A 23,951-nucleotide genomic window follows, 5' to 3' on the forward strand; every position below is an offset into this window, starting at 1 on the left:
ACGGCACCTGAATTCCATCGTTTTGTTCCATCATCTGAATGGATATGTAGCTTAAAAGCGGCTCCCGTTCCCTGCTACGATGAGAGGGCATCACAACAATATGATTCTCGGGGAGGTCTCTAATGTGAGAAATAAAAATGGATGGACGATGCTTCTCATCGGCGTACTGCTTCTGGCTCTTCTCGCGGGCTGTGGCGGAAAAACAGCGTCATCCGCAAATGAGGGAGAAGGAACGGATAATTCGAAAGCGCCTTCATCGGGCGAGCCGGTCAAACTAACCATGTGGGGCGGGGTGCCGCCGGAGGCGGGACCGCAAGAGGTCATCGACGCGTGGAACGCCGAGCATCCCGATATTCAAGTCGAGTATGTCCGCTATGTCAATGACGATGACGGGAACCTGAAGCTTGATACGGCGATGATTACGGGCCAGGATGTCGATCTGTTCGTGAATTACACGCTTTCCCAAACGTCCAAACGAGTGGAGTCCAACTTGGCCTTGGACCTCAGTAGTCAATTCGACGATTACGATATCGATGAGAAAATGGGACCTGACGCCGAAAGCTGGAAAATCAACGGGAAGTATTATGGGATGCCTACCACGAAGAGCGCATTCTTCGTCGCGCTGAACAAGGATGCTCTTGATGCAGCCAGCCTGCCCGTTCCGAAGGACTGGACGTGGGATGAACTGCGCGAATACGCCAAGAAGCTCAAAGTCGGCAATAACTACGGATTTATTCAAAATATGGAGCCATTCGTCGATCCGATTGATTCGGTGTTATCGCAAGAGGGGTACACCAAGGCGGACGGAACTTCGAACCTGGACCACCCGCTGGTCCGAAAATGGCTGGAAACCCTGAATGTCATGATGAAGGAGGACAAGACCACGCCGCCGCTCGGAGAGCAGCTGACTTCGAAAATGCCGGTGGAGCAGGTGTTCCTGAGCGGAGAAGTGCCTATGCTGAACATTGGGGCTTGGATGCTGCGAAGCTCGAATAACTTTACCGATTTCCCCCGCGACTTCACCATTGCGTTCGCTCAAGTACCTAGACTATCGGACAGCGCGGACAGCTACGTGACAAGGGGCGGTATCGGAGATTACATCTCCATTAATGCCAAATCCAAAAAACAAGCGGAAGCTTGGGAATTCCTGAAGTGGTATGCGGACGGGGGCATGGCTCCTATGGCTGCGGGCGGAAGATTGCCGGCGTCCAAGGACGCCAATCAGGAAGAGGCGTTAAACAGCCTGCTCGGCGACAAGAAAGACACGTATGATCTGGATTCCCTGATGCATGTCATGTTCGAAGACAAGACGCCTACGTACGTAAGGAGTCTGCCGCAAGAGGTAATGGATATGCGCGCCCAAGAGTATGAGAAGTACTTCCTTGACGCCCAATCGCTCGATCAAACGCTGGAAGCCATGGTAAACCGGCATAATACGTTTTTAAAAGAGGGCAAATAAGGGGATATCGGCACCAATAGAAGGGGACTATCGCTTCGGGCTGAACTGTAACCCTTTTTGTGGACGTTTTTGAAAAAGGCTTAGGCTGCTATTAGGTGGCTTCTGAATTCATCAGGAGTCATCTTTTTTAATGTCCATTGGTAGCGATCTGAATTGTAAAATGTTATGTACTCATTTACACACACTCGTAGCTCTTCAAGGGACGTACAGTTTTTGTAGTCAAGCTCGTCTTTCATATGACCAAAGAACGTTTCCATTGAAGCGTTGTCCCAGCAATTGCCCTTTCGAGACATCGACTGCTTGAAGCCAGCCTTAGCGATGAGCAGACGCGTTTTGGGGTGAGTGTAGTGCATCCCTTGGTCGGAATGGAAAATAGCATCAGGATGTATATTGCCATCCAATCGACTGAGCAATTTCTCAATGGTCCGTTTAACAAGGGATAGCTCCAAGGTAGAAGACAGATAATGGGACAAGATCTGTCTGGTTGCACCGTCTTTTACACAGGACAGATATGCCCAGTCCCATAACGTATGTAAGTGATGTCAGTAAGCAGAACCTTTTCTGGCTCACCTTGATCAAACTGACGCTTTAGAAGGTTTGGACATGTGTGATGTTCTTGTGTCGCCTTAGCCATTTTACGATATGGATTTGCTTGACGAATAACAGCCACCAGCCTGAATTTACGCATTAAACGACGAATCTTTTTGTGGTTCATCACAACGCTATTCAATCGTTCCAGTCTCATTTTAATGACAAGCGCTCCAGCTTTCCCATTCAGGGCCTCAAAATGCTCCTTGATAAGTAGAAAATCCCGCTTATCAGTAGCCTCTCGAAGCTGGCGTTGTTCTTCGGCACTGCACCAGCGATAATAGCCACTTGCGCTCACCTCAGCCATCTGACAAAGATAACGGGTTACACGCTGTAAGCCATGCTTACGGAGAACTTGATGAATGAGCTGAAAGCGCTCGGAAGAAGTTAACGCCTTACTGGTTTGCCTTTCGAGCGCTTCTAGCTTTTTTAAGAGTTCATTCTCCGCCTCAAGAAGCTTGATTTTCGCTTCAGCCCGCCTCAATTTCTCTTCTGCCGACAGCTCTTTTTCTGGCCGTCTGCCTGCGCTTCCTTTTCCTCTACGATCTTCAAGTAGCCCTGCTGCTCCATAAGTCGAATAGATGTTTCTCCAGCGCAGTAAGCTCTTTTTGGGTGTAGCTTGACCGATGATATCTGTATTAAAACCCGCCTTTAAGAATATCTCCAAAGGCGTTTGTCCAGCTTGATATGCTTGTACAGCTGCTACCTTAAACGTTGGAGAATATGTAATATTCTTCTCTGTTACGCGGTGTACATTTGGATTTTCCTCCAGCAACTGTATTTCTTTCTCAGTGAAACTTTTTCTGATTTTCCCCATGATCCGTACCCTCACATACTTTTGATAAATTGATTAAAACACAAAACCCGCAAGAGGGTCACTTTTTTTCAAAGTGTCCATCTTGCGGGTTACAGTTCAGGCGGTGGGTCCCCTTTTTCTATCATCTTGCCCTCGCTAATGAGTTCGCGAAAGCGAGCAGGTGGATGATCCGCACAATCGCTGCCGCTGCATATTCTTCCGACATGACCCGAATGGAGGAGGCGCCTGCCAATTATAGGCCTCCCTTGCTTCTAAGCTGCCCCTGGTAAACCGGATTAGATTCTATTTTCTCTGCATGGAAAGCCCGCCTAACGAATTGCGGCTTTTTTTGTTGATAACCTGGCTTTGTTCTATGCGCTCTTCGGATTCCCTTGCGAGTTGCGATTACCTTGAAGCGAGATGCCGCTTTTTTTGCACGTACTGATAGAACAAAACTACGGATCCGCCGAAATTCATGGCCCTGCAATTGCATACTTCTGTAGCATAAATTCGAAGGTTTTGTTCCTTATCCCCGCTTGGTCCCGACTGCTATGCTTGAGATGAAAAAGACCAAGAGGAGTGGGGCTATGTGAAAACATCCTGGATGAAACGGCAACAGTATCTCGGCTATCTGTTTATCGGTCCGAACATGGTCGGCGTGATGCTGTTTTTTATTGTGCCAGCCTTGTATTCGTTCTATCTCATGTTTACGGACTACAAATTTATGAGCTCGGACACGAAGTTCGTGGGTCTGGCCAATATTCAAAAGATGCTGGGTGACGAGGTCTTCTACATTTCGATCAAAAATACGCTGTTCTTTCTGTTATCCGTGCCTATATCGATCGGACTGGCTTTCATCGTCGCCGTGGTTCTGAACCGCTCGGTCTATTTAAAAAAACTGCTCCGCGCCTTATATTTCATGCCTTACATCACCAGCGGCGTCGCCGTGGCCTTCGTATGGATGCTGCTGTTCCATCCGAATAACGGCCCGATTAACGGCATTCTAAAGTCGTTCGGCATTACCGATCCCCCGGGATGGCTGTCCACCATGGATTCCTCCATGTATGCCATCGACATCATCTGGATCTGGTTCATGCTCGGTTATAACATGATCATCTACCTGGCTGCGCTGCAAGAGGTTTCGACGGAACTGCTGGAGGCTGCCAAAATCGACGGGGCCCGCGCCTGGCAAACCGTTCGCAGCATCCTATGGCCGCTCGTCAGCCCTACAACCTTCCTTCTGCTCATTACTGGGCTCATTATGACCATCAAGCAGTTCGGGATTATTCAAGCCATTACGCAAGGGGGCCCAGGCAACAGCACCACCGTGCTGTCCCTGTTCATTTACCAGAACGCCTTCCGCTACTACGAAATGGGTTATGCATCCGCGATCTCCTGGGCGCTGTTCTTGATCATCATGATCTTCACCGTCATTCAATGGATCGGTCAGAAGCGCTGGGTTCACTATTAAGGAGGAAGGAATATGACCAAAGCTTTATACATTAAAATAATCATCACGCTCATTATGCTGTTCTTCAGCGTGATCATGATCGTTCCTTTCCTCTGGATGATCAGCACCTCGTTCAAGTTGCCGGGGGAAGTGTTCCAATACCCGATTAAGTGGATTCCCGCTCAATTCATGTGGGATCATCATGTGAAAGTGTGGACCGGAGCGAACAGCTTTGGCCACTACTACCTCAACTCGCTTAAAGTCGCCTTGATCAGCACCGTTGGAGCGGTATTGCTGTCCGCTTTAGCGGCTTACGGTTTTGCCCGGATCGAGTTCAAGGGACGGAATGCCATGTTCATGATTTATTTGTCGATGATGATGGTCCCTCCTCAGGTCTTGTTTGTGCCGAAGTTCATCATGTTCGACTGGGTCGGTATTTACAACACGCATTGGGCTCTTATACTACCGGGCGTATTCACGATTTTCGGAGTGTTCATGATGCGGCAGTTTTTCCTCTCCGTACCGCATGAAATTTCGGAAGCTGCCTTTATCGACGGAGCAGGACATTTTCGCATTTTTTCCCGGATCATTCTACCGATGGCGAAGCCTTCGTTGGCCACGCTGGCGATTATCGATTTCTCCTGGCACTGGAACGACTATGAGAATGCCTTGGTGTTTTTGATCGATCAGGATCTGTACACCGTTCCGCTGGGACTCCAAAATTTCATTCTGGAAAATACGGTGGATTATAACGGCATGATGGCGGCGGCGACCGCAGGCATCATCCCGATGATTCTTGTGTTCCTGATCGGTCAGAAATATATCATTCAGGGCGTGGCGAGCTCGGCTGTAAAAGGATAGCCCATAATCCAGGTCAAGTCCGTACATGAGCTGGACGAAAATGAAAGGAGTCGGATCATGAGAAACGAAACGGTAGTAAGTGACATTACGGTGATTGGCGGTGGTTTGGCAGGGGTATGTGCTGCGGTGGCTGCCGCTAGACTCGGACAGAAAGTAGCGCTCGTGCAGAACCGTCCCGTGCTGGGAGGCAACTCCAGCAGCGAGGTGCGCGTATGGGTATGCGGAGCGACGGCCCACGGGATCAACCGCTATGCCCGGGAAACCGGCATTATGGGCGAGATGTTCGTGGAGAACCAGTACCGGAATCCGGACGGCAATCCGTATCTATGGGATTTGATCGTGCTGGAGACTGTGCGGGCGGAGCCGAACATAACCCTGTTCTTGAATACGGACGTGCACGAGGTTGAAGCGGACGGCGATTCTGACGCGCGGCAGATCCGATCAGTTACCGGTTGGATGATGGGCTCGGAGCGGCGCATCCGGTTTGAGAGTCCCGTGTTCCTGGATTGCACGGGGGATGGGCTGGTCGGCTTCCTGGCGGGAGCGAAATACCGGCTCGGGCGGGAAGCCCGGAGCGAACACGGGGAAGAATGGGCACCGGAGACGGCGGACGATGTGACGCTCGGCAGCACGCTGCTGTTCTACACAAAGGATGCCGGACATTCGGTAAAATTCGTGCCGCCTGTCTTTGCCAAGGATATTACGCAGACGCCGATCCCGATCAAACGGGTCATCCGCAGCGGCGACTCGGGCTGCCATTACTGGTGGATTGAATGGGGCGGAGAGCTCGACACCGTGCATGACAACGAGCGGATCCGCGACGAGCTGTGGTCGGTCATCTACGGCATTTGGGACTATATCAAAAACTCCGGCAACTTCGAGGCCGACAATATGACGCTGGAGTGGGTCGGCGCCCAGCCGGGCAAGCGGGAATACCGCCGTTTTGTCGGCGACTATGTGCTGACGCAGAACGACATTATGGCCCAAGAGCCGTTCGAGGATCGGGTGGCCTTCGGCGGCTGGTCGATCGATCTGCATCCGCCGCAGGGCATGTACGCCGAAGAGAGCGGCTCGAAGCATATGCATGCGGACGGGAATTACCATATCCCGTTCCGCAGCCTGTACTCGGCGAACGTGACCAACCTGTTGTTCGCCGGACGCAACATCAGTGCCACCCACGTGGCCTTTGGCACCACGCGGGTGATGGCGACCTGCGCCGTCCTGGGCGAAGCGGCCGGCACGGCTGCGGCGCTGTGCGTCCAGCACGGCATCACGCCGCGCGAGCTGTCGCGCAGCCGGAGCGGGGAGCTTCAGCAGACCCTGCTGAAGCAGGATGCCTCCGTGCTCGGGGCGGTAAACCGCGATCCGCGGGATCTGGCACGAAGCGCCAAGGTCAGCGCATCGTCCCACCTGTCCAGGATTGCGATCGAGGAGGCGGAGGCCTCTTATGCGCTGGAACGGGACATCGGTGTGCTGATGCCAGCCGATCCCGGCTTGTGCGGAGAACTGGAATGGCTGATCGATGCGAAGCGGGATACTCAACTGACCGTAGAAATCTGGAGCACCGGGAAAAAGGAGAATTACGTGCCCGCCAAGCTGGAGAGCCGGACGGAGATCCAGGTGAAGGCAGGAACGCAGCAGTGGGCAGCCATGCCCGTTGATTGGCAGCCGGAAGAAGCGCAGAATGCGTTTGTCATCGTTCGTCGCAATCCGGATCTCTGCCTGTATCTGTCCTCCCGGACCGTCAGCGGATGCCTTGCCTTTGAGCGCGGTGCCGCCTCGCAGGTGTCCAAGGAGCTCGAGGACCATGATGGCAACCAGCCCATTGTCGAGTGGAGCATGAAAAAATGGGTTCGCCGGATGTTTTGCCTGAGAATGACCGGCACCACGGACGCTTACAGCCCCACACATGTCATTGACGGCTATAAACGTCCGTTCGGCGGCCCGCATATGTGGTTGTCGGAGAAAATGAATGGAGAAGAAAGGCCGTGGTTGAAGCTGGAATGGGAAGAGGCGCGGACGATTCGTGAGGTTCACCTCATTTTCAACGATGACGTTAATGAGGATCTGATTAATCTGCACCATCATCGTACGCCGTTTGATATCATCCCTGAGCTGGTCTGTGCCTACAGATTAGAAGCCTTGGATTCGGAAGGGAATTGGATGACGCTTGCCTCGGAGGCACATAACCGCCGCCGGAAAAGAGTCCACCGTTTAGAGGAACCCGTTCAGAGCACGGCGCTTCGGTTGGTGGTGGTGAGCACGAACGGCTCGGAATATGCCGAGGTTATCGAAGTGAGGGCTTACAGCTAGTTTGTAAAAAAATGAAAGCTGGCTCCTGTATTCATCAGGTGCCAGCCTTATTTCGTTTGTGAATTTCGACGAGCCCTCAAAAGGCCGACCGTGGCTCATTGGCATTTCGGTCCGTCTTGAAATAACCGCATAGTAAGAGGTCACCCAAAAGGATCATAAAGGTGTCTTGCTGTAGGCAAGCACATGTATTCATAAGAGATGATGCTGCTGATCTCTTTCGACGGAAAGAACGTCAATTCTGCTGCAGCAACTCCAAAAATGCCCCTGCAGCCATCGAGGGCGATACCTGCTTCCGAACAGCGACACCGATATATCGATCCGGTAATGGCGTTTCTGTTCGAAGCTCTAGCAAGGAACCGTCCGAGATGCCAGAAGCGACAAAGGCCCGCGGCAAGAATGCTGTTCCATAACCACGCTCGGCAAATTCCGCTAACATATCCAGGCTGTTCAGCTCGAAGTCGGCTTCAACTTCCACTCCTTGTGATCGGAACCACCCTTCGATGAAGGAACGCGTCGAGCTGCCGGGGGATAGCATTAAGAGGGGGAGCTCGGCCAACTGTTCTGTCCGAAGGGGCTCTCGCGCCCATTCTGCGAAGGCCGTTCCGATCACGGCGCAATAAGGGGAGGCATGGGAGTCGATGATCTTGATCTCTTCATCCGATACGGGCAGGTGAACAAAGCCGAGATCCAACGAGCCTTTCTTTAAGCGCTCCAAAATGCTGCTTGTCCGCTCCTGTGACAGCTGAATACGGATGTCGGGATAGCGGACATGGAATCGGTCGAGCAAGGAGAGAAGAAAGTCCTTCACGATGGCTCCGTTCGCGCCAATCCTCAGTCTGCCTTCGCTGAACTGCTGAAGCCTTTTCAAGCGGCGTTCGGCTGAATCGAGTTCGTCGAATGCTTGCCGGACATGCTGATACAAGGCCTCACCTTCTTGCGTTAAGCGGACGCCCTTGGATAACCGGTCGAACAGCCCTACGCCGAGCGCTTCTTCCAACTGCTTGATGGCATAACTCACAGAAGGCTGTGTCATATGGAGGTTTTGTGCAGCTTTCGTCAGATTGGAAGTCTCTGCGGCATGCAGGAACACTCGATACCATTCCGTGTTTGCGATCATTTGTCATCAATCCTCTCTATGGTAGCTCTCCAATATTACGATTTCATTTATTTCAAATATACCTCTAAACTGAAGGAGAAGGAATCAAAAGTATTCGGGAGGTATGGACATGGCAGGAAGTACGTTTGGAGAGCGGTTGAAAATGACTACGTTCGGGGAATCACACGGAGAAGCGGTAGGCGTCATTTTGGAGGGTGTCACACCGGGCGTTGAGCTGGACGAGGCCTACATTCAGATTCAGATGGATCGAAGAAGGCCAGGGCAATCCTCCGTTACAACTCCTCGCAAGGAATACGATAAGATACGAATTTTATCCGGTCTTTTTGAGGGGCGAACGACGGGGACACCACTGTGCATCATGCTTAACAACACCGACATGCGCCCGTCGGCTTACGATACAATCAAAGCGACCTACCGGCCCGGGCATGCGGATTTCACTTATGAGAAGAAATACAGGATCCGCGACTATCGCGGCAGCGGAAGAGCTTCGGGAAGGGAGACAGCTGCGCGAGTGGCTGCAGGAGCCGTGGCGCGCAAGCTTCTGGAACGTCGGGGCGTCTCCATCATGGCTTATACCACGGAGATTGGTGGCATCCGCTGCGAGCAATTCGACGCCGATGCTATCGAACGTAATGCCGTTCGTGCGTGTGATCCTGAAGCGGCCGTTCGCATGATCGAGAGGATCGAACGACTGGCCGAAGAGGGCGACAGCTGCGGGGGGATCGTCGAATGCCGAATTAGCGGCATTGCCGCGGGACTAGGTGAACCTGTATTCGACAAGCTTGACGCCGAGTTGGCGAAGGCTATGTTGTCTGTCGGCGCGATTAAGGGCATTGAATTCGGGGCGGGCTTCCAAGCGGCCTCTATGCGGGGAAGCGAACACAACGATCAGATGGACGCGGGAGGGTTCCGGACGAACCATGCCGGCGGGATCATCGGTGGTATCAGCACCGGAGCGGACATTGTGTTCCGAGTCGTCGTAAAGCCGACTTCATCCATTTCTATCCCTCAACAGACGGTCGATGTAGACGGCAACGAACGGGAAATTGCGACGATCGGCAGGCACGATCCATGCATCTGTCCCCGCGTCGTACCCGTGATCGAAGCGATGGCTTGCATGGTAATCGAGGATCATTACAAGCGTCAAGCCGCCCTGCAGGACGAATAGCAGGGGACCATCTGGATGATGCCGGCCCGAGAGTATCAGCTGCGTCTCATTTCAGCCATTGGGTATTTCCGGCAGTATGTTCGCCACGTCTCAATTCTTCGGGAACGTTCCGTTGAATGGAACTGGCTGGGGCCGCCCCATTAGCAGCCTATTGCCCAAGTCAGCGGTAAGAGCTGGTTATGATACAGCAAAAAACCGGAAGAAGACTGAAGTCTTTCTTCCGGTTTTTGATTTAAGAGATAAGAAAGTATAACATCCGAGGCTTAGCTCCTTATCTCGAAGAAAAACTTCCGCTATATAGATTGAACTAATGAAAAGAAGAAACCTCAACGGAGAAGGCGGAATTATTCTGGAGAAGCGGTAGCGGTCGCCTTTGCACCCGGATTTCAACCATTTTTAATGGATTGATAGAAATCTGGGGGCAACAGCGATCGGAAGAATAATCCGCATTCGTAGTGATGCTCGGGCTGAGAATCTTTAGTTCAGCTTATATAAATGCGGTCTGTCTACTGTGAAAGCACATCGATAGACGTTTTTCTTATATTTAAAGATTCAATGCGGCTTTAAGTCCAGGGGGGGAGGACTGAAATCGCATTAAACCAGAGTTTTCAAGGAATCCGGCGTGAATGGTGCCAACTCGTCGAAACGTCCGTCTCGAACCTTAGCCGCCCACTCCGGATCGGCCAGCAGGGCACGGCCTACGGCAACCAGGTCAAATTCATGTTCCTCAAGGCGGCTCAGCAGCTCCTCAAGGTCCTTCTGGCCGGCACCCTTACCTTGGGTGAAGAGGCTGGTAAACACTTCGTCGAGGCCGACAGAACCGACGGTGATGACCGTTTTTCCTGTCAGTTTCTTGGCCCATCCAGCAAAGTTCAGGTCAGAACCTTCGAATTCAGGCTCCCAGAAGCGGCGGGTCGAGCAGTGGAATATATCAACTCCAGCGTCAGACAGCGCGGTTAACAACTGGCCCAGCTTTTCAGGCGTATCCGCCAGCTTGGCTTCATATTGGGTCGTCTTCCATTGGGATAAGCGGATGGCAACAGGGAAGTCCGGACCCACCGCTTGACGTACGGCTTTTACCACTTCGACCGCAAAGCGGGCACGCTTCAGCATGTCACCTCCGTATTCATCGGTACGTTGGTTCGTTCTTTCCCAGAGGAATTGGTCAATCAGGTATCCGTGAGCACCATGGATTTCTACCCCGTCAAAGCCAATGCGCTTGGCATTCGCAGCCGCATCGGCATAAGCCTGAATGACCTGCTCGATCTCATCCTTGGTCATCGGCTTCGTGACGATGTTGCCGTCCAGGTCAAGTCCGGATGGTCCGATCGGAAGTGCCTCCGGATTGGGCTCGGCACCTATTGGTCTTGTCATGCCGATGTGCCAAATTTGCGGCATGATCTTACCGCCAACTTCATGGACCTGACGAACCACCTCGGCCCAACCGTTCAATGCGGCTTCACCATGGAAATTAGGCACATTGGGGCTGTCGGTAGCCGCTGGGTGGTTAATCAGTGTTCCTTCGGTAATGATCAATCCGACGCCATTCTCCGCACGGCGGCGGTAGTAAGCGGCCACATCCGGACCCGGAACGCCATTCGGGGAGAACCCGCGCGTCATAGGGGCCATCACCACGCGGGACGAAAGAGTAAGGTTACCGATGGTAAATGGCTCGAATAGGGATGCTGTAGATCGGACGTTTTGATTTTGGTTGGTCATGTATGGAATCCTCCAATATGTTTAATATGCTTTTCTGCATTTTCATAAAAATAGATATATATGATAAAAAGAAAGAGCTTTTAAGCTTAATCTTCAATTTGAATTTGCTTTTTAAGCCTAAAGCTCTTTCTTGAGTTGTTCGATAAAACGCTGAATGCCCTCCTCATTACGTCTGTAATATGTCCACTGGCCCGCTCGATGGGATTCCAGTAGACCGGCCTTTTGCAATTTTACCAGATATCCAGAAACGACCGACTGAGCGAGTCCTGTTTTATCCGAAATGGAGCCCACGCAGATACCGCCCTGAAAATCACATTTAGAAGGCATGTGCTCCTGCGGAGCAAAATGTTCCTCCGGATGCTTCAGCCACTCCAGGATTTTAAACCGGGACTCGTTTGATAGTGCTTTGATGGTTTGTAAGGTATCCATATGCTCATTATATCTATTTTTATAGAAATGTAAATATGGTTTTTAAAAAGATGGCTATCGGAAGATCAGAACAAGACCAAGCGTTGTTGTTTTGCCGTATGAAGGATGCAGACTACAGCTTACCGTGCTCCTACAAATTCAGCTGATTTGATGCCGGCTTGGCGGCCGAAAATAATGATCTCGGCAACAGAGTTGCCACCGATCCGGTTTTGACCGTGCAATCCGCCTGTTAGTTCACCGGCTGCAAACAATCCTGGTATAGGCTTGCCGTCTTTATCCAAAACTTCTGTGTTCGTGTTGATTTTTACGCCGCCCATGGTGTAGTGAATACCGGGGGCGATTTGGATGGCATGGTATGGCGCCCCGGACAAGTCGTTATCCATGCCTGTTGTTCTGTCGAATTCGGTATCTTTATTGTTCTTTACCGCGCTGTTCCATGTATCCAGTGTGGCTTTAAGCTGATCAGCTGGAACGCCCATTTCTTTGGCCAAAGCCTCGATCGAATCACCGTGAATGACAAAGCCCATTTTCTCATATTGCTGAATCGCTTTGACGCGGGATTTTACCCCGGAATCGAACACAAGATAAGCCGATTTTTCAGGAAGCTTATTGATGCCGGCTGTGACGTTGTCCCGGGTATCCAGCTCGTTTGTAAAACGTTGGCCGTGGCTGTTCACGAGGATGGCCCCTTCTCCCCGAACGGCTTCCCCGATGAGATAAGATTTCGCCTGCTGCACCGTCGGGTGAACCTGGATTTGATCCATATCGACTGTTGTACCGCCGAGCTTTTCAATCATGGTAATGCCGTCACCGGTGCTGCCTACTTGGTTAGTGGTCACGTAATCTTTCAGATCGGACCGAACTTCGGAAATCATGTCCATATTGGCTCCGAAACCGCCGGTTGTCACAACGACGGCATCCGCTGCAATATTTTTCTCGTCATTCTCGTTGAAGATGACTTTGACACCGTTTACCTTGCCGTCTTTTTCTGTAATATCCGTTACCTTGGCATTGACGAATAGTGGAATTTCTTGTTCTTGTACATTTTTCACCAGTCCGTTGACAAGGTATTCTACCGCCGAGCCGTCCTCAGGACGGTGCGTGCGTTTTTCGTTCATGCCGCCCGTAATGGTGATATTGTTCAACCGAATCCCGATGGAATCCAGCCAATCGATCGCGCTTGCCGAATGGTCAACGAAGAAACGAAGCATGTCTTTGTCGTTGGTTCCATGACCGCCCTCTAAAGTCTCTTCATAAAATAAATCGTTGTTGTCCTTAATGCCCTGTTCTTGTTGGAACTTGGTTTCGGAGGCATTCATGCCTGAAGATGATTTTATGGTATTCCCGCCGGCAATCGGCATTTTTTCAAAAATGACCGGGTTCATGCCTTTATCTTTTGCCCCAAGGGCAGCAGACATACCGGCTCCACCTGCACCGACGATGATGATATCATACTTTTCTTTGAGCTGATCGATCGGCGTATAACCGGTTTGGGACGCACCCGAAACGGCTGTTTCCTGGGCTTCTTCCTTTTTCTCGGTGTCCTGACTCTGATCCTGGTTCCCGCTGCCGCATCCCGCGATGGCGAGCATGAAAGAGAGAATGAGTATAAGCGTTGCTGCAACTTTCTTTTTCACTGTGTAACCCTCCATTTTCTCCGTATCTGTTTAGTTGACCATAAAGAGCCAAACGAAAAAGGAGGTCGTAACGTAGAAAAGCGAGAGCGAAAGGGAACGTGAGCGTGGCCTTTACTCTTCGAATTTCAGATCTTCCCCGTTTGCCTCCCTCTGGTCAGCCTCGTTAGGTCCACTTCATTGTAATATAGAGCAGTCAATTAAGTGGTGAATTATTTCACAATAGGTATTGGGTTTTTATTGATAACGATGCCACCGAGTTACGATCTTCTCGACTTCTGCGTATTTCCAATTTATTTTGCCTCATAGGGATACCGCTTTTTCGCGTTGAGTTCCTTTATAATGAAGATGTATAATCTGATAATTGCCTTTGTGGATGATTACGTTCTTGATTGGAGGGGTTTTATGGCACAAACAACAAAAAAGGCGCTTGCCCTATCGCTAAAAAAAATGCTTGAGAAAAAAACGCTTGATAAGATAACCGTTATTGATATCGTTGAGGACTGCGAAGTAAATCGCCAAACGTTTTATTATCATTTCAAGGATATTTATGATCTTGTGGAGTGGATTTGCACAAGCGAGGCTACCATAGCGTTGGATGGCAAGAAAACGTATGACACGTGGCAGCAGGGCCTATTGCAAATATTGGAGTATGTGCTGAAAAACAAGGCGTTTGTGACGAGCGTCTATCATTCGATTAAACGAGAGCAACTGGAAAGGTACCTATTTAACGTAACCTATCATCTTTTGATTGGGGTTATTGAGGAAAAGGCTGTTACGATGTCGATCAGGGATGATGATAAGTCGTTTATCGCTGACTTTTATAAATATGCGTTTGTAGGGCTGATGCTGGATTGGATTGCTAAAGGGATGAAGGAAGAGCCCGCTGCGATTGTGGACCGGCTAAGCATTTTGATTCAAGGGGATATTTTTTTCGCACTTGAAAAGTTTAAATTGTACCACGATCATTAGACAATATTAGGCTTTTGTCGAAAGTTTTGACATTAGGCGGACATTGTCTATGGGAGACCTCCGAATATTTTCTTATGATGTAGTTGCTAGAATCAATTCGGAGGTGACTGGAATGTATTATAGCAATGGAAATTATGAAGCGTTTGCCCGCCCGGAAAAACCGGTCGATGTCGACAAAAAATCAGCATATCTGGTTGGAGCTGGTCTAGGTTCTCTGGCAGCTGCGTGCTTCCTTGTGCGTGACGGCCAAATGAAGGGAGAACGGGTTCATATTCTGGAAGAGCTTAGTCTTCCCGGAGGTGCCTGCGACGGAATTCATGACAGCGATAAAGGTTTTATTATTCGCGGTGGACGGGAAATGGAAGATCATTTTGAATGCTTGTGGGATTTATTCCGTTCCATTCCGTCTCTTGAAATTGAAGGCGCATCGGTTTTGGATGAGTTTTACTGGCTGAACAAGAAAGATCCGAACTTTTCTCTAATGAGAGCTACGGTTAACCGTGGCGAGGATGCCCATACGGATGGAAAATTTGCTCTGAGCGAAAAAGCTTCGATGGAAATCGTGAAGTTATTCTTTACTCGGAACGAAGATTTGTATGATAAGCAAATTACCGATGTATTCACGGAGGATTTCTTTGCCTCGAATTTCTGGCTTTACTGGAGAACGATGTTTGCTTTTGAAGATTGGCACAGCGCTTTAGAGATGAAACTTTACATCCAAAGATTCATTCACCATATTGGCGGACTGCCTGATTTTTCGGCCTTGAAATTTACGAAATATAATCAGTATGAGTCATTGATTCTGCCAATGATAAAATATTTGCAGTCGCATGGCGTTCATTTCCAATATGATACAACGGTCACGAATGTAGTATTTGATATTCAAGGTAATAAGAAGGTTGCCAAGCAAATGGTATGTCGCCGTGCTGGCAAAGAGGAATATATCGACTTGACGGAAGATGATTTGGTCTTTGTGACAAATGGCAGCTGCACGGAAAACTCTTCTTCTGGCGACCATCATCGCGCGGCCGAATTTAATCGTACCACAGGCGGCTGCTGGGAGCTCTGGAGAAATATCGCCAAGCAGGATCCATCCTTTGGGCGCCCCGATAAATTCTGCACGAATACGGAAGCGACCAACTGGGAATCGGCAACCGTTACGACCCTTGATGACAGAATTCCGCCTTATATCGAAAAAATCTGTAAACGCGACCCGTTCAGCGGAAAGGTCGTTACCGGCGGCATCGTGTCCGTAAAGGATTCCAAGTGGCTCATGAGTTACACTTTAAATCGTCAACCGCATTTCAAAGAGCAGCCGAAGGATCAGCTTGTGGTATGGGTGTATGGATTATTCACCGATGTTCCGGGCGATTACGTCAAGAAGCCGATGAGAGAATGTACCGGCGAGGAAATTACGATGGAGTGGCTGTACCATATGGGTGTGCCTGAGCATGAAATTGCGGACATGGCTGCCAACTCTGCTCGCTGCATCCCAACCATGATGCCTTATATTACGTCATTCTTCATGCCAAGAACAGAAGGAGATCGGCCGAAAGTAGTTCCGGATGGTTGCGTCAACTTCGCGTTTATCGGACAGTTTGCCGACACCGTGCGCGACACCGTATTTACAACCGAATATTCGGTACGAACGGCAATGGAAGCTGTGTACACTTTATTAAACGTAGACCGTGGCGTACCTGAAGTATTCGGCTCCTGCTACGATGTCCGTGTACTGCTGGACTCCACTTCCAAAATGATGGACGGTAAAAAACTAACCGATTTGAAGCTTCCGTTGATCATGAACTTACTAGAAAAGCAGGCTTTGAAAAAAGTCTCCGGAACCGTTATCGAAGATTTACTGAAGCGGTATAACATCATTTAGCCAAAGTCCCATTGTCAAAGATGACATGGAACACCACTGAGCGCACCAATCCAAGATTGGTGCGCTGTAGGGAAAAAAACAAACACGATAGATCCCTGGTCCTTATGGCCTCAGGAGATCTATCGTGTTTATTTATTATTCATGGCAGAAGGGGGGATTCATGAATGGTTCAGGCAATCTTCATAAATTCTATTGACAATCTTATTGAGAATAATTATCATTGTGCTGAGTATTGATAATGATAATTGTTCTCAATAATTATTATTAATAAACAATGTCTACAATACATAGAGGGTATGAGGGGGAGAAATTCAATGCGCAGTATGAAGGGTCTCGTGTTTATCGTATTGATATTTGCTTTGGTTTTGGCCGGTTGCGGCGGAGGCGCGGCATCCAATGGTGAAGGTGGCTCTACCGCAGCACAGAATTCGGATCAGGGGGCCGCACAGGGTGGGGACAACGCCGAAGCCACGCCGGAGACCCGAACCATCAAGCACGCCCTGGGCGAGACAAAAATTATGGGCGTTCCGAAGCGTATCGTGGCGCTGGAATGGCTTTATGCGGAGGATGTCCTTGCGCTCGGCGTTCAGCCCGTCGGCATTGCAGATATTGAGGGGATGAACCAATGGGTAAACATTCCGGTGGAGATCGGAGCGGACGTGACGGATGTCGGCACTCGTCAAGAGCCGAATCTCGAGCTTATCGCTTCCTTGAAGCCGGACCTGATCATCGGTTTGAAATCGAATCTTGAAGCTGGCTATGATACTTACAACAGCATCGCGCCTACCTTGGTGTTTGATCCATATCCGGTCGAGGGACAAGGGGACCAATATGAAGAGATGGTTAATACCTTCAACACGATTGCTGACGTGCTTGGCAAAAAAGACGAAGCCGCAAAAGTGCTTAGCGACCTGGATCAAACCTATGCCGACGCCAAAGCCAAGCTTGAAGCTGCCGGTATAACGGAAAAACCATTTGCGCTGGCGATGGGGTACAGTAACCAGAATGCGGTGACGTTCCGGATTTCGACGGACAATTCACTGGCCGTCAAAATTCTGGAGCACATCGGGTTAACCAATGCCCATAAGCCTAATCAATTTGAGGTTTATGGATTTACCACTGGGGACGTAGAGGCATTGCCTGCCCTTCAGGATGCGAATTTCCTGCATATGATTCAGGATAGCGATAACGTCATCGAGAACCAATTGAAGGACAATCCGGTATGGAAAGGTCTGAACTTTGTTAAAGAAGACCGCGTGTATGCACTTGGCGGTGACATGTGGCCATACGGCGGCCCATTGTCTGCCCAAACCATGGCCCAGAAGACAGCTGATCTGCTCACAAAATGAGCCTCGGCAAGAAACTGGGACAAGGCTCCGCGCCGGTGAGCATCCATCCAGCCCCACCCGTTTCCTCAGGTAGGGGCTGGAAGCCGTTATGGATGCTGGCAGGAGGCCTTGTGGCTCTGTTATTTCTCACATTTATCAGTTTGACGCAAGGGCTAGCGGATATATCCGTCAAAACGGTGGTCCAGGCCTTGGTGTCTCCTCAGGATATTGCAGATCATCATCTCATCCGCAGTGTGCGCCTTCCTCGAACAGTGATGGGCCTATTATCGGGCGCGGCCTTGGCGGTGTCGGGTGTGCTCATGCAGACCGTCACTCGCAACCCGCTGGCATCGGAGACAACGCTTGGCGTGAATGCCGGCGCTTATTTGGCCGTCGTGGCGGGGATGATCTTCTGGCCGGGACTGCTGCATCAGTATGCCCTTCCTTTGGCTGTGGCAGGGGGAACACTGGCGGCTGTAGCGGTCTATGCCCTGGCGGGAAAAACGCAGGGCTCGCCCTTGCGGATTGCATTATCCGGGATGATTGTCACCCTGGTTTTATCCTCCGTTACGAGTGCGCTGGTGCTGCTGAACCAGCAAACGACGCAGGGGATTTTTCTGTGGGGCTCCGGCTCGCTTATTCAGAATGACTGGGATGGTGTAGCTTTTTCATGGCCGTGGATCGTTGGCGGGCTGATCGTGCTGTGTTTGGCGGTTCGCCAGTGGGACATTCTGACCCTCAATGAAGAGTCGGCACGTTCCCTTGGCCAAAAAGTCGGCAACACCCGCTTGCTTGCAATGGGGGCAGCCATTGTGCTGGCCTGCGTAACCGTGAGCGTAGTCGGTCCGATCGGCTTTATTGGGTTGGTCGCTCCTCATCTGGTCCGCCTGTCCGGCGTCGTCCGGCATGCGGGGTTAATTCCGCTGGCTGCCTTATGGGGTTCGGCTCTGCTCGTCGGGGCCGACACGGTGGCCAGGATGTTCATAAACGCCTACGGTGAGCTTCCGGTCGGGGCCATTACGGCCATGATCGGGGCCCCGTGCCTCATCTGGCTTGCCATGCGGGTATCCCGCTCGTTGATCGGAGGGCGCGGGTCTTCCGGCGGATCGGCCATGGCGGGCACGAGCCTGCGCCGGATGCCATATCCGGCCTTGGTAACACTGTTCAGTGTGCTGCTGGTGCTGGTATGGGTATTCAGCCTGATGAGCGGCAGTCTGCGTATTCCCTTCACGGAAGTGCTGGTCGTGCTCACGGGAGGCGGCGAGTCGATGTATCGCCAGATTCTGCTGGATTTCCGCCTGCCCAGGCTGCTCACAGCCGGTTTGTCCGGCATGGCGCTGGCCGTCAGCGGCAGTCTTCTGCAGAATGCGGTCCGGAATCCGCTGGGGGATCCCCAGGTGATCGGAGTGACCAGCGGAGCCGGTGCGGGCGCACTGCTTCTGATGGTAGGCTTTCCGCAATTGTCGGCTGGCTGGGTACCGGTCGGAGCGGTTCTCGGAGGGTTGGCTGCAGCCGCTTTGGTATACGCGGTGTCCTGGAAACGAGGACTACATCCGACAATTCTTACGCTGGTCGGCATTGCCGTCGCCGCGCTTGGTTCTGCCATCATCAATCTGATGATCATTCATGCCAAGGTCGACGTAGCCCCCGCATTATCCTGGATGGCGGGAAGCACGTATAACCGGGGCTGGACGGAGGTGCAGCGGATTGTTCCTGCCATTCTGATCCTGCTGCCTCTGGCGGCGTGGCTCGGGCGGAAGGTGGATCTGCTGACGTTCAGCGAAGAAAGCTCCACAGGTCTTGGCCTTCATGTACGGAATACCCGGATGTATGTCGCCATCATTGCGGTGCTGTTGGCTTCGATTGCCGCAGCCAATGTCGGCTCGGTCGGCTTTATCGGACTGCTTGCGCCGCATGCCGCCCGGATGCTGGTCGGCGCCCGCCATCGGCAATCGATGGTCATCGCGGCGCTGCTCGGCGGAATTTTGCTGGCTGGCGCAGACTGGATCGGGAGGGTGGTCATGATTCCGAAGGAATTGCCTTCGGGTATCGTTACCGCGCTTCTGGGTGCTCCGTACCTGTTATATTTGATGGGGAAAACCAATAAGCTGAAGAAGAAATAACCTTCGTAATAATTAAATATCCAAAAAGGCTATTCCATAGTCGCCAAGAGAGGTGGCATGGGATAGCCTTTTGTTTGTTTTCTTCGGTTGCTTATTAGATTTGCCGTGCTTTGCTTCTTCTGGCTGTGGTCTGCTGTTAGGCATCCGTGTACCGCACAAAAGACAGGATGATATCCTGCGGATGATCTCCGAAACCCGAACCATATAGATTCAGGCCGTTCGGGTGCTCAGCGTCTTTCTTCACTTCAAAGCGGACGCGAATGGGCCGGTTAAACGCAAGCTCCAGCGAATCGATGTTCGTAGTGCTGGACTCGTGGCCATTGACCTGGCTGCCCTGCTTGGTTACGCGCCATTCCGTCAGCATGCCGTACTCACTGCCGCTTCTCCATTTATCCGGGGTGAGTTTCCCCTTGCGATCACCAAAATCACCGGGACTTGTCCAAGTGCCTACAGGGAGGTCGTTGATGCTAACGGTGATGTCGGATGGCCAATCCTGCTGAAAGGAAGGCGCCTCGGAGCTAAGCTCCGCGCGGATGCGGAGTTCATCAAGAGCCGCTCCGGGCGGCATAGGATTCGCAAAATAATATTCAATATATCCTGATCCCGAGAACCAGAGCAGCGCAGCGTCCGTTCGTTCCGGCATGTAAAAGGCGCGCGGATCGTCCGGCGATCCGATCAGAGATCCGTCCCGAGCTGCCATACCGCAGGTTGGCTCGATATAGCAGTGGGAGAACATGCCGATTGGCATGTGGATTTCTTCCGTGCGCTGCAGCCCCTCGCCGGGCTTCGAGGGGAGTTCGAGAAAAATGGAGCGGCAGGTGACGGCGCAGATTTTTTCCCGATTCGCTCCTTGCGATGAGACGATCAGATCCGCTTGCTCCAGCATCTGGACATTAATGGACACCGTAGGCTGCGCAATCCCAAGCGCCTCCGCCAACTGACCGACACTCATCGGTTTATCGCCGAGCGCTTCAAGGATGCGGACACGGACATCACTGGATAGGGCTTTGGCTACTTCCACGATCCGGGATGCCGGATAACGGTTGGTTTCCAGCTTCGATTCGTTCATAATCCCCATCCTTTACTGAATAGCTGTAGTGACTCCAAGTGTACAATAAATTCGATATATTGTAAAAGTATAATGTACATTGCATTTATTATATACAGGTGCTAGAATAGGGGCAAATTCAGAAAAAGGAAAGGTTGTGTTCGCTTCATGAAGACTCCTGTAGCACCCTCCATTCACACGGAAATTCCGCGCGCAGAGTACCCCAGACCGGATTTTGAACGAAAAGACTGGTTGAATTTGAACGGCCAGTGGTCGTTCCGGCTCGATACGGAAGGATCAGATGACGTACGACAGCAAGCGGGTACGAGCGCCGGGGATGACGCTACTGGCTTGCTGGGCGGAGACGCCAGCCTTTTTACCTCAGAGATTACAGTGCCGTTCTCTTGGGTCAGTCCCTTGTCCGGCATTGAGCGTAACGAGAAGGGGATAGGCTGGTATTGTCGGTCCGTGAAATGGGAGCCGGCGAAGAAGCAGTCCCGAATCTTTCTGCGGTTTGGCGCCGTGGATTATCTGTGCGACGTATGGGTCAACGGTAAACATGTCGGCTCGCATCAAGGCGGCTACGGAGCCTTTGAATTTGACGTGACAACGGTGTGGGATTCGGCAAAAGACAATACGATCGTTGTGCGTGCAGAAGACTTCGACCATAACTACCAAGCCCGAGGGAAGCAGGGGTATGGCGAGATCAGGGGAATTTGGCAGCCGGTTTGGCTGGAGGCCCGGCCGCAAACCTACGTGGAGCAAGCCATCTTTACAACCTCCATTGACGGTAAGATTGAATTGAAATCCATAATCCAGGCTCAAGAAGCAGGCGCGGTGACACTCGAGCTCTCGTTTGCGGAGGGCTCGGTTACGTATCAGGTGGAGTGGGAGCTGCAAGAAGGCGCGAATGAACGGACAACGGTGTTCCAAGTCGACGATCCGCAGCTGTGGAGTCCCGAAACCCCGCATTTATACGAAGGGGAGCTGCGTTTGACCGGTTCATCTGGCGAAGATGTCGTCCATACTTATTTTGGCATACGTGAGATCGGAACGGCGAAGTTCGACGGACGGGATTATCGCTGGATTACGTTGAACGGGAAGCCGGTCTATTTAAACGGGACGCTGGACCAATCCTACCACCAGACGGGATTTTTCACCTACCCGACGGATACGGAGATGCGGGACGAGATTTATCTGATGAAACGGCTTGGACTGAACTTTGTGCGGATTCATATCAAGCCGGAGGAGCCCCGCAAGCTGTATTGGGCGGATAAACTCGGGATTCTGGTGATGGAGGATATGCCATGCTTCTGGGGCAATCCGGATGAAACGGCGCGTTCCGCCTATGAGCGCGAGGCGCTGGAAGTGATGGAGCGGGACCGGAATCATCCGTCGATTTTTTCATGGGTCATGTTTAACGAAACTTGGGGACTCCGTACCGACAGCAAAACGACGGGTTTAACGGGCGGAGAGGAGCAGCACAGCTACTATCTCCCGGAGACGCAGGAGTGGGTGCGGGAGAAGTACAGATGGGCCAAGGAGCTGGACCCGACCCGTATCGTGGAGGACAATTCGCCTTGCGCGTACGATCATGTGGAGACGGATATCAACACCTGGCATTTTTACATCAACGGGTATGAACCGCTGCGGAATCATCTCGAGGAAATTGTCCAGAAGACGTATCCTGGATCGGAGCATAATTACATCGGCGGCAACCAGCAAGACGATGCTCCGCTCATGAACAGTGAATGCGGAAACGTGTGGGGAATTGACGGGGGAGCCGGGGACAGCGATCTCGCGTGGCATTACCGTTACATGCTGAACGAATTCCGGCGCCATGATAAGCTGTGCGGTTTCGTATTTACGGAATTCCGCGACGTGACAAACGAATTCAACGGCTACTACCGTTTGGATGGAACGGACAAAAAATTCGGGTATGGGGATTTTGTGCCGGGCATGACGATCGCCGACCTGCACACGCCCGACTTCATCGTGATTGACGCACCGCCTTGCCAGACGCTGGAGCAAGGGGCTGAGGCCGTCATACCGCTACTGCGCTCCAGTTATTCGGATCAATACCATGGACAGAAGCTTATTCTGGCTTGGGAATTATCCTATGATCAGCTCGGAACGAAGGTGGTCGCTGATCAAGGGACCTTGGAAGTGGCCTGGGACGGCTACGGTGTTGCGCCACTAACGGAATTGAAGCTCCGCATGCCGAAGACCGATGCGGTTGCGATCCTCGGAGTTCGCCTCGTGAATGCAGCGAACGGTGTAGTAACGCGAAACTTTACGACGTTTGACGTGCGTGGCGGAGAGGGACAGGGGAACGATGGAACGGGTACCAGAACCGTAAGCATCCCGGTTAACACATTCCGTGAGCAAAGCTTCGCCTACATGTGGGAGGCGCTTCAAGGCTCCAAAGTGAATGGCGGCGGAGAGGGCCGATTCGTCTATGAGGTACAGCTGCCGGATCATAACGAACAGCCGCTGATCCGCGATATCGAGATTTTCTTCGAAGCTGGCGCGAAACGCTTATTAGCCAGAAATATCGAGGGTGCGCGGCATCGCACGCACGGAATCGACTTTATGCACGGGGCGTCGGCAGACGTGGAGTATAACCCAAGCACTTACTATATGACGGATGAAGAGCTGCATGAATCCCGTATATCCGTATGGGTGGACGATGTCCAAATCGGCGAGGCTGTGCTCACGGATGATCCTGCCGATAGCCGAGGCGTTCTCTCGTGGCACTATCAGCCGGTCAACAACCTTCTGGAAGAGGCCGGTTCGTACGGATACCTGTGCCAGGCGCAGGTGCCGGGAAGACTCGCGGCTGAGCTTGACCGCAAGCGCAGCTTCAGACTGGAGCTGCGGGCCGAGGAGGGCGGCATCAGTCTGTATGGTCGGAATGCGGGCCGCTATCCGATCGATTTGCTGGTGCGGTGCCGGTGATCATGAAATAAACCATTAATGTAAAGTATAATACGAAGTGGGCTGTCCATTTGTAGTGAATAACTACGTGCCGGGCAGCCCATTTTCTTATGGGGATTTTTCGTCT

At 51.7% G+C, this 23,951-nt stretch carries 18 protein-coding genes; 11 read left to right on the top strand and 7 right to left on the bottom strand.

What is annotated here, in order from left to right; genetic code table 11:
• The first annotated feature begins 124 nt into the window (after nucleotides 1-124).
• Nucleotides 125-1,459 (top strand): ABC transporter substrate-binding protein, encoded by a 1,335-nt coding sequence (locus ABEW73_RS05275; protein ID WP_430169458.1) that lies wholly within the window; start codon nucleotides 125-127, stop codon nucleotides 1,457-1,459.
• An 80-nt stretch (nucleotides 1,460-1,539) separates the two neighbouring features.
• Here ABEW73_RS05275 and ABEW73_RS05280 read toward each other — a convergent pair whose 3' ends face one another.
• Together ABEW73_RS05280 and ABEW73_RS05285 are read right to left on the bottom strand one after the other, a co-directional pair.
• Nucleotides 1,540-1,932 (bottom strand): IS3 family transposase, encoded by a 393-nt coding sequence (locus ABEW73_RS05280; protein WP_430206378.1) that lies wholly within the window; start codon nucleotides 1,930-1,932, stop codon nucleotides 1,540-1,542.
• Nucleotides 1,933-1,955: 23 nt separating this feature from the next.
• Nucleotides 1,956-2,864: an IS3 family transposase gene (locus ABEW73_RS05285; protein WP_430206379.1), complete on the bottom strand. Its 909-nt coding sequence runs from the start codon at nucleotides 2,862-2,864 to the stop codon at nucleotides 1,956-1,958.
• Between the two features lie 568 nt (nucleotides 2,865-3,432).
• Here ABEW73_RS05285 and ABEW73_RS05290 point away from each other — a divergent pair.
• The 3 genes from ABEW73_RS05290 to ABEW73_RS05300 are packed head-to-tail and all read left to right on the top strand — an operon-like array spanning nucleotide 3,433 to nucleotide 7,467.
• Nucleotides 3,433-4,314: a carbohydrate ABC transporter permease gene (locus ABEW73_RS05290; protein WP_430162197.1), complete on the top strand. Its 882-nt coding sequence runs from the start codon at nucleotides 3,433-3,435 to the stop codon at nucleotides 4,312-4,314.
• Between the two features lie 12 nt (nucleotides 4,315-4,326).
• Nucleotides 4,327-5,154, top strand: coding sequence for a carbohydrate ABC transporter permease (locus ABEW73_RS05295; protein WP_430162199.1), 828 nt, complete (start codon nucleotides 4,327-4,329; stop codon nucleotides 5,152-5,154).
• 57 nt (nucleotides 5,155-5,211) lie between these two features.
• Complete coding sequence (locus tag ABEW73_RS05300; protein WP_430162201.1) at nucleotides 5,212-7,467, top strand: FAD-dependent oxidoreductase; 2,256 nt, start codon at nucleotides 5,212-5,214, stop codon at nucleotides 7,465-7,467.
• 232 nt (nucleotides 7,468-7,699) lie between these two features.
• Here ABEW73_RS05300 and ABEW73_RS05305 read toward each other — a convergent pair whose 3' ends face one another.
• Entirely contained in the window at nucleotides 7,700-8,584 is an 885-nt protein-coding gene (locus ABEW73_RS05305; protein WP_430162203.1) for a LysR family transcriptional regulator, read from the bottom strand.
• Nucleotides 8,585-8,693: 109 nt separating this feature from the next.
• Here ABEW73_RS05305 and aroC point away from each other — a divergent pair, with 109 nt between their 5' ends.
• Together aroC and ABEW73_RS05315 are read left to right on the top strand one after the other, a co-directional pair.
• Nucleotides 8,694-9,752: a chorismate synthase gene (gene aroC / locus ABEW73_RS05310; RefSeq protein ID WP_430162205.1), complete on the top strand. Its 1,059-nt coding sequence runs from the start codon at nucleotides 8,694-8,696 to the stop codon at nucleotides 9,750-9,752.
• Between the two features lie 15 nt (nucleotides 9,753-9,767).
• Nucleotides 9,768-9,896 (top strand): hypothetical protein, encoded by a 129-nt coding sequence (locus tag ABEW73_RS05315; protein ID WP_430162207.1) that lies wholly within the window; start codon nucleotides 9,768-9,770, stop codon nucleotides 9,894-9,896.
• Nucleotides 9,897-10,346: 450 nt separating this feature from the next.
• Here the strand turns inward: ABEW73_RS05315 and ABEW73_RS05320 are convergent, their stop codons facing one another.
• The 3 genes from ABEW73_RS05320 to ABEW73_RS05330 all read right to left on the bottom strand — a co-directional run bounded on the left by ABEW73_RS05320 (nucleotide 10,347) and on the right by ABEW73_RS05330 (nucleotide 13,537).
• Nucleotides 10,347-11,471, bottom strand: a complete 1,125-nt coding sequence (locus tag ABEW73_RS05320) for an NADH:flavin oxidoreductase (protein ID WP_430162209.1) — start codon at nucleotides 11,469-11,471, stop codon at nucleotides 10,347-10,349.
• Between the two features lie 117 nt (nucleotides 11,472-11,588).
• The gene (locus ABEW73_RS05325) at nucleotides 11,589-11,900 is read right to left on the bottom strand and encodes an ArsR/SmtB family transcription factor (RefSeq protein ID WP_430162211.1); all 312 of its coding nucleotides are present in this window, start codon (nucleotides 11,898-11,900) and stop codon (nucleotides 11,589-11,591) included.
• A 119-nt stretch (nucleotides 11,901-12,019) separates the two neighbouring features.
• Nucleotides 12,020-13,537, bottom strand: a complete 1,518-nt coding sequence (locus tag ABEW73_RS05330; protein ID WP_430162213.1) for a flavocytochrome c — start codon at nucleotides 13,535-13,537, stop codon at nucleotides 12,020-12,022.
• 402 nt (nucleotides 13,538-13,939) lie between these two features.
• Here ABEW73_RS05330 and ABEW73_RS05335 point away from each other — a divergent pair, with 402 nt between their 5' ends.
• The 4 genes from ABEW73_RS05335 (at nucleotide 13,940) to fhuB (ending at nucleotide 19,839) form a co-directional block, all read left to right on the top strand.
• Nucleotides 13,940-14,506: a TetR-like C-terminal domain-containing protein gene (locus tag ABEW73_RS05335; protein ID WP_430162215.1), complete on the top strand. Its 567-nt coding sequence runs from the start codon at nucleotides 13,940-13,942 to the stop codon at nucleotides 14,504-14,506.
• 112 nt (nucleotides 14,507-14,618) lie between these two features.
• A complete protein-coding gene (locus ABEW73_RS05340; protein ID WP_430162217.1) occupies nucleotides 14,619-16,388 on the top strand; it encodes an oleate hydratase in 1,770 nt (589 codons plus the stop codon).
• Nucleotides 16,389-16,702: 314 nt separating this feature from the next.
• A complete protein-coding gene (locus ABEW73_RS05345; protein ID WP_430162219.1) occupies nucleotides 16,703-17,737 on the top strand; it encodes an ABC transporter substrate-binding protein in 1,035 nt (344 codons plus the stop codon).
• Nucleotides 17,734-19,839 carry a Fe(3+)-hydroxamate ABC transporter permease FhuB gene (gene fhuB, locus ABEW73_RS05350; protein ID WP_430162221.1) on the top strand — a complete coding sequence of 702 codons (2,106 nt, stop codon included), beginning with the start codon at nucleotides 17,734-17,736 and terminating at the stop codon, nucleotides 19,837-19,839. The genes ABEW73_RS05345 and fhuB overlap by 4 nt, the downstream gene beginning before the upstream one ends.
• Before the next feature lie 136 nt (nucleotides 19,840-19,975).
• Here fhuB and ABEW73_RS05355 read toward each other — a convergent pair whose 3' ends face one another.
• Nucleotides 19,976-20,908 carry an ArsR/SmtB family transcription factor gene (locus ABEW73_RS05355; RefSeq protein ID WP_430162223.1) on the bottom strand — a complete coding sequence of 311 codons (933 nt, stop codon included), beginning with the start codon at nucleotides 20,906-20,908 and terminating at the stop codon, nucleotides 19,976-19,978.
• Between the two features lie 147 nt (nucleotides 20,909-21,055).
• Between ABEW73_RS05355 and ABEW73_RS05360 the strand changes: the two genes are divergently transcribed.
• Nucleotides 21,056-23,845 (top strand): glycoside hydrolase family 2 protein, encoded by a 2,790-nt coding sequence (locus ABEW73_RS05360; protein ID WP_430162225.1) that lies wholly within the window; start codon nucleotides 21,056-21,058, stop codon nucleotides 23,843-23,845.
• Nucleotides 23,846-23,951: the final 106 nt, after the last annotated feature.

Source organism: Paenibacillus lautus (genome assembly GCF_050482385.1).
GTDB lineage: Bacteria > Bacillota > Bacilli > Paenibacillales > Paenibacillaceae > Paenibacillus_AQ > Paenibacillus_AQ lautus_B.

Coding starts and splice junctions, on each gene's coding strand:
- ABEW73_RS05285 (WP_430206379.1), bottom strand. CDS start 2,864: ATGGGGAAAATCAGAAAAAGTTTCACTGAGAAAGAAATACAGTTGCTG.
- ABEW73_RS05295 (WP_430162199.1), top strand. CDS start 4,327: ATGACCAAAGCTTTATACATTAAAATAATCATCACGCTCATTATGCTG.
- ABEW73_RS05300 (WP_430162201.1), top strand. CDS start 5,212: ATGAGAAACGAAACGGTAGTAAGTGACATTACGGTGATTGGCGGTGGT.
- ABEW73_RS05305 (WP_430162203.1), bottom strand. CDS start 8,584: ATGATCGCAAACACGGAATGGTATCGAGTGTTCCTGCATGCCGCAGAG.
- aroC (WP_430162205.1), top strand. CDS start 8,694: ATGGCAGGAAGTACGTTTGGAGAGCGGTTGAAAATGACTACGTTCGGG.
- ABEW73_RS05315 (WP_430162207.1), top strand. CDS start 9,768: ATGATGCCGGCCCGAGAGTATCAGCTGCGTCTCATTTCAGCCATTGGG.
- ABEW73_RS05320 (WP_430162209.1), bottom strand. CDS start 11,471: ATGACCAACCAAAATCAAAACGTCCGATCTACAGCATCCCTATTCGAG.
- ABEW73_RS05325 (WP_430162211.1), bottom strand. CDS start 11,900: ATGGATACCTTACAAACCATCAAAGCACTATCAAACGAGTCCCGGTTT.
- ABEW73_RS05335 (WP_430162215.1), top strand. CDS start 13,940: ATGGCACAAACAACAAAAAAGGCGCTTGCCCTATCGCTAAAAAAAATG.
- ABEW73_RS05340 (WP_430162217.1), top strand. CDS start 14,619: ATGTATTATAGCAATGGAAATTATGAAGCGTTTGCCCGCCCGGAAAAA.
- ABEW73_RS05345 (WP_430162219.1), top strand. CDS start 16,703: ATGCGCAGTATGAAGGGTCTCGTGTTTATCGTATTGATATTTGCTTTG.
- fhuB (WP_430162221.1), top strand. CDS start 17,734: ATGAGCCTCGGCAAGAAACTGGGACAAGGCTCCGCGCCGGTGAGCATC.
- ABEW73_RS05355 (WP_430162223.1), bottom strand. CDS start 20,908: ATGAACGAATCGAAGCTGGAAACCAACCGTTATCCGGCATCCCGGATC.
- ABEW73_RS05360 (WP_430162225.1), top strand. CDS start 21,056: ATGAAGACTCCTGTAGCACCCTCCATTCACACGGAAATTCCGCGCGCA.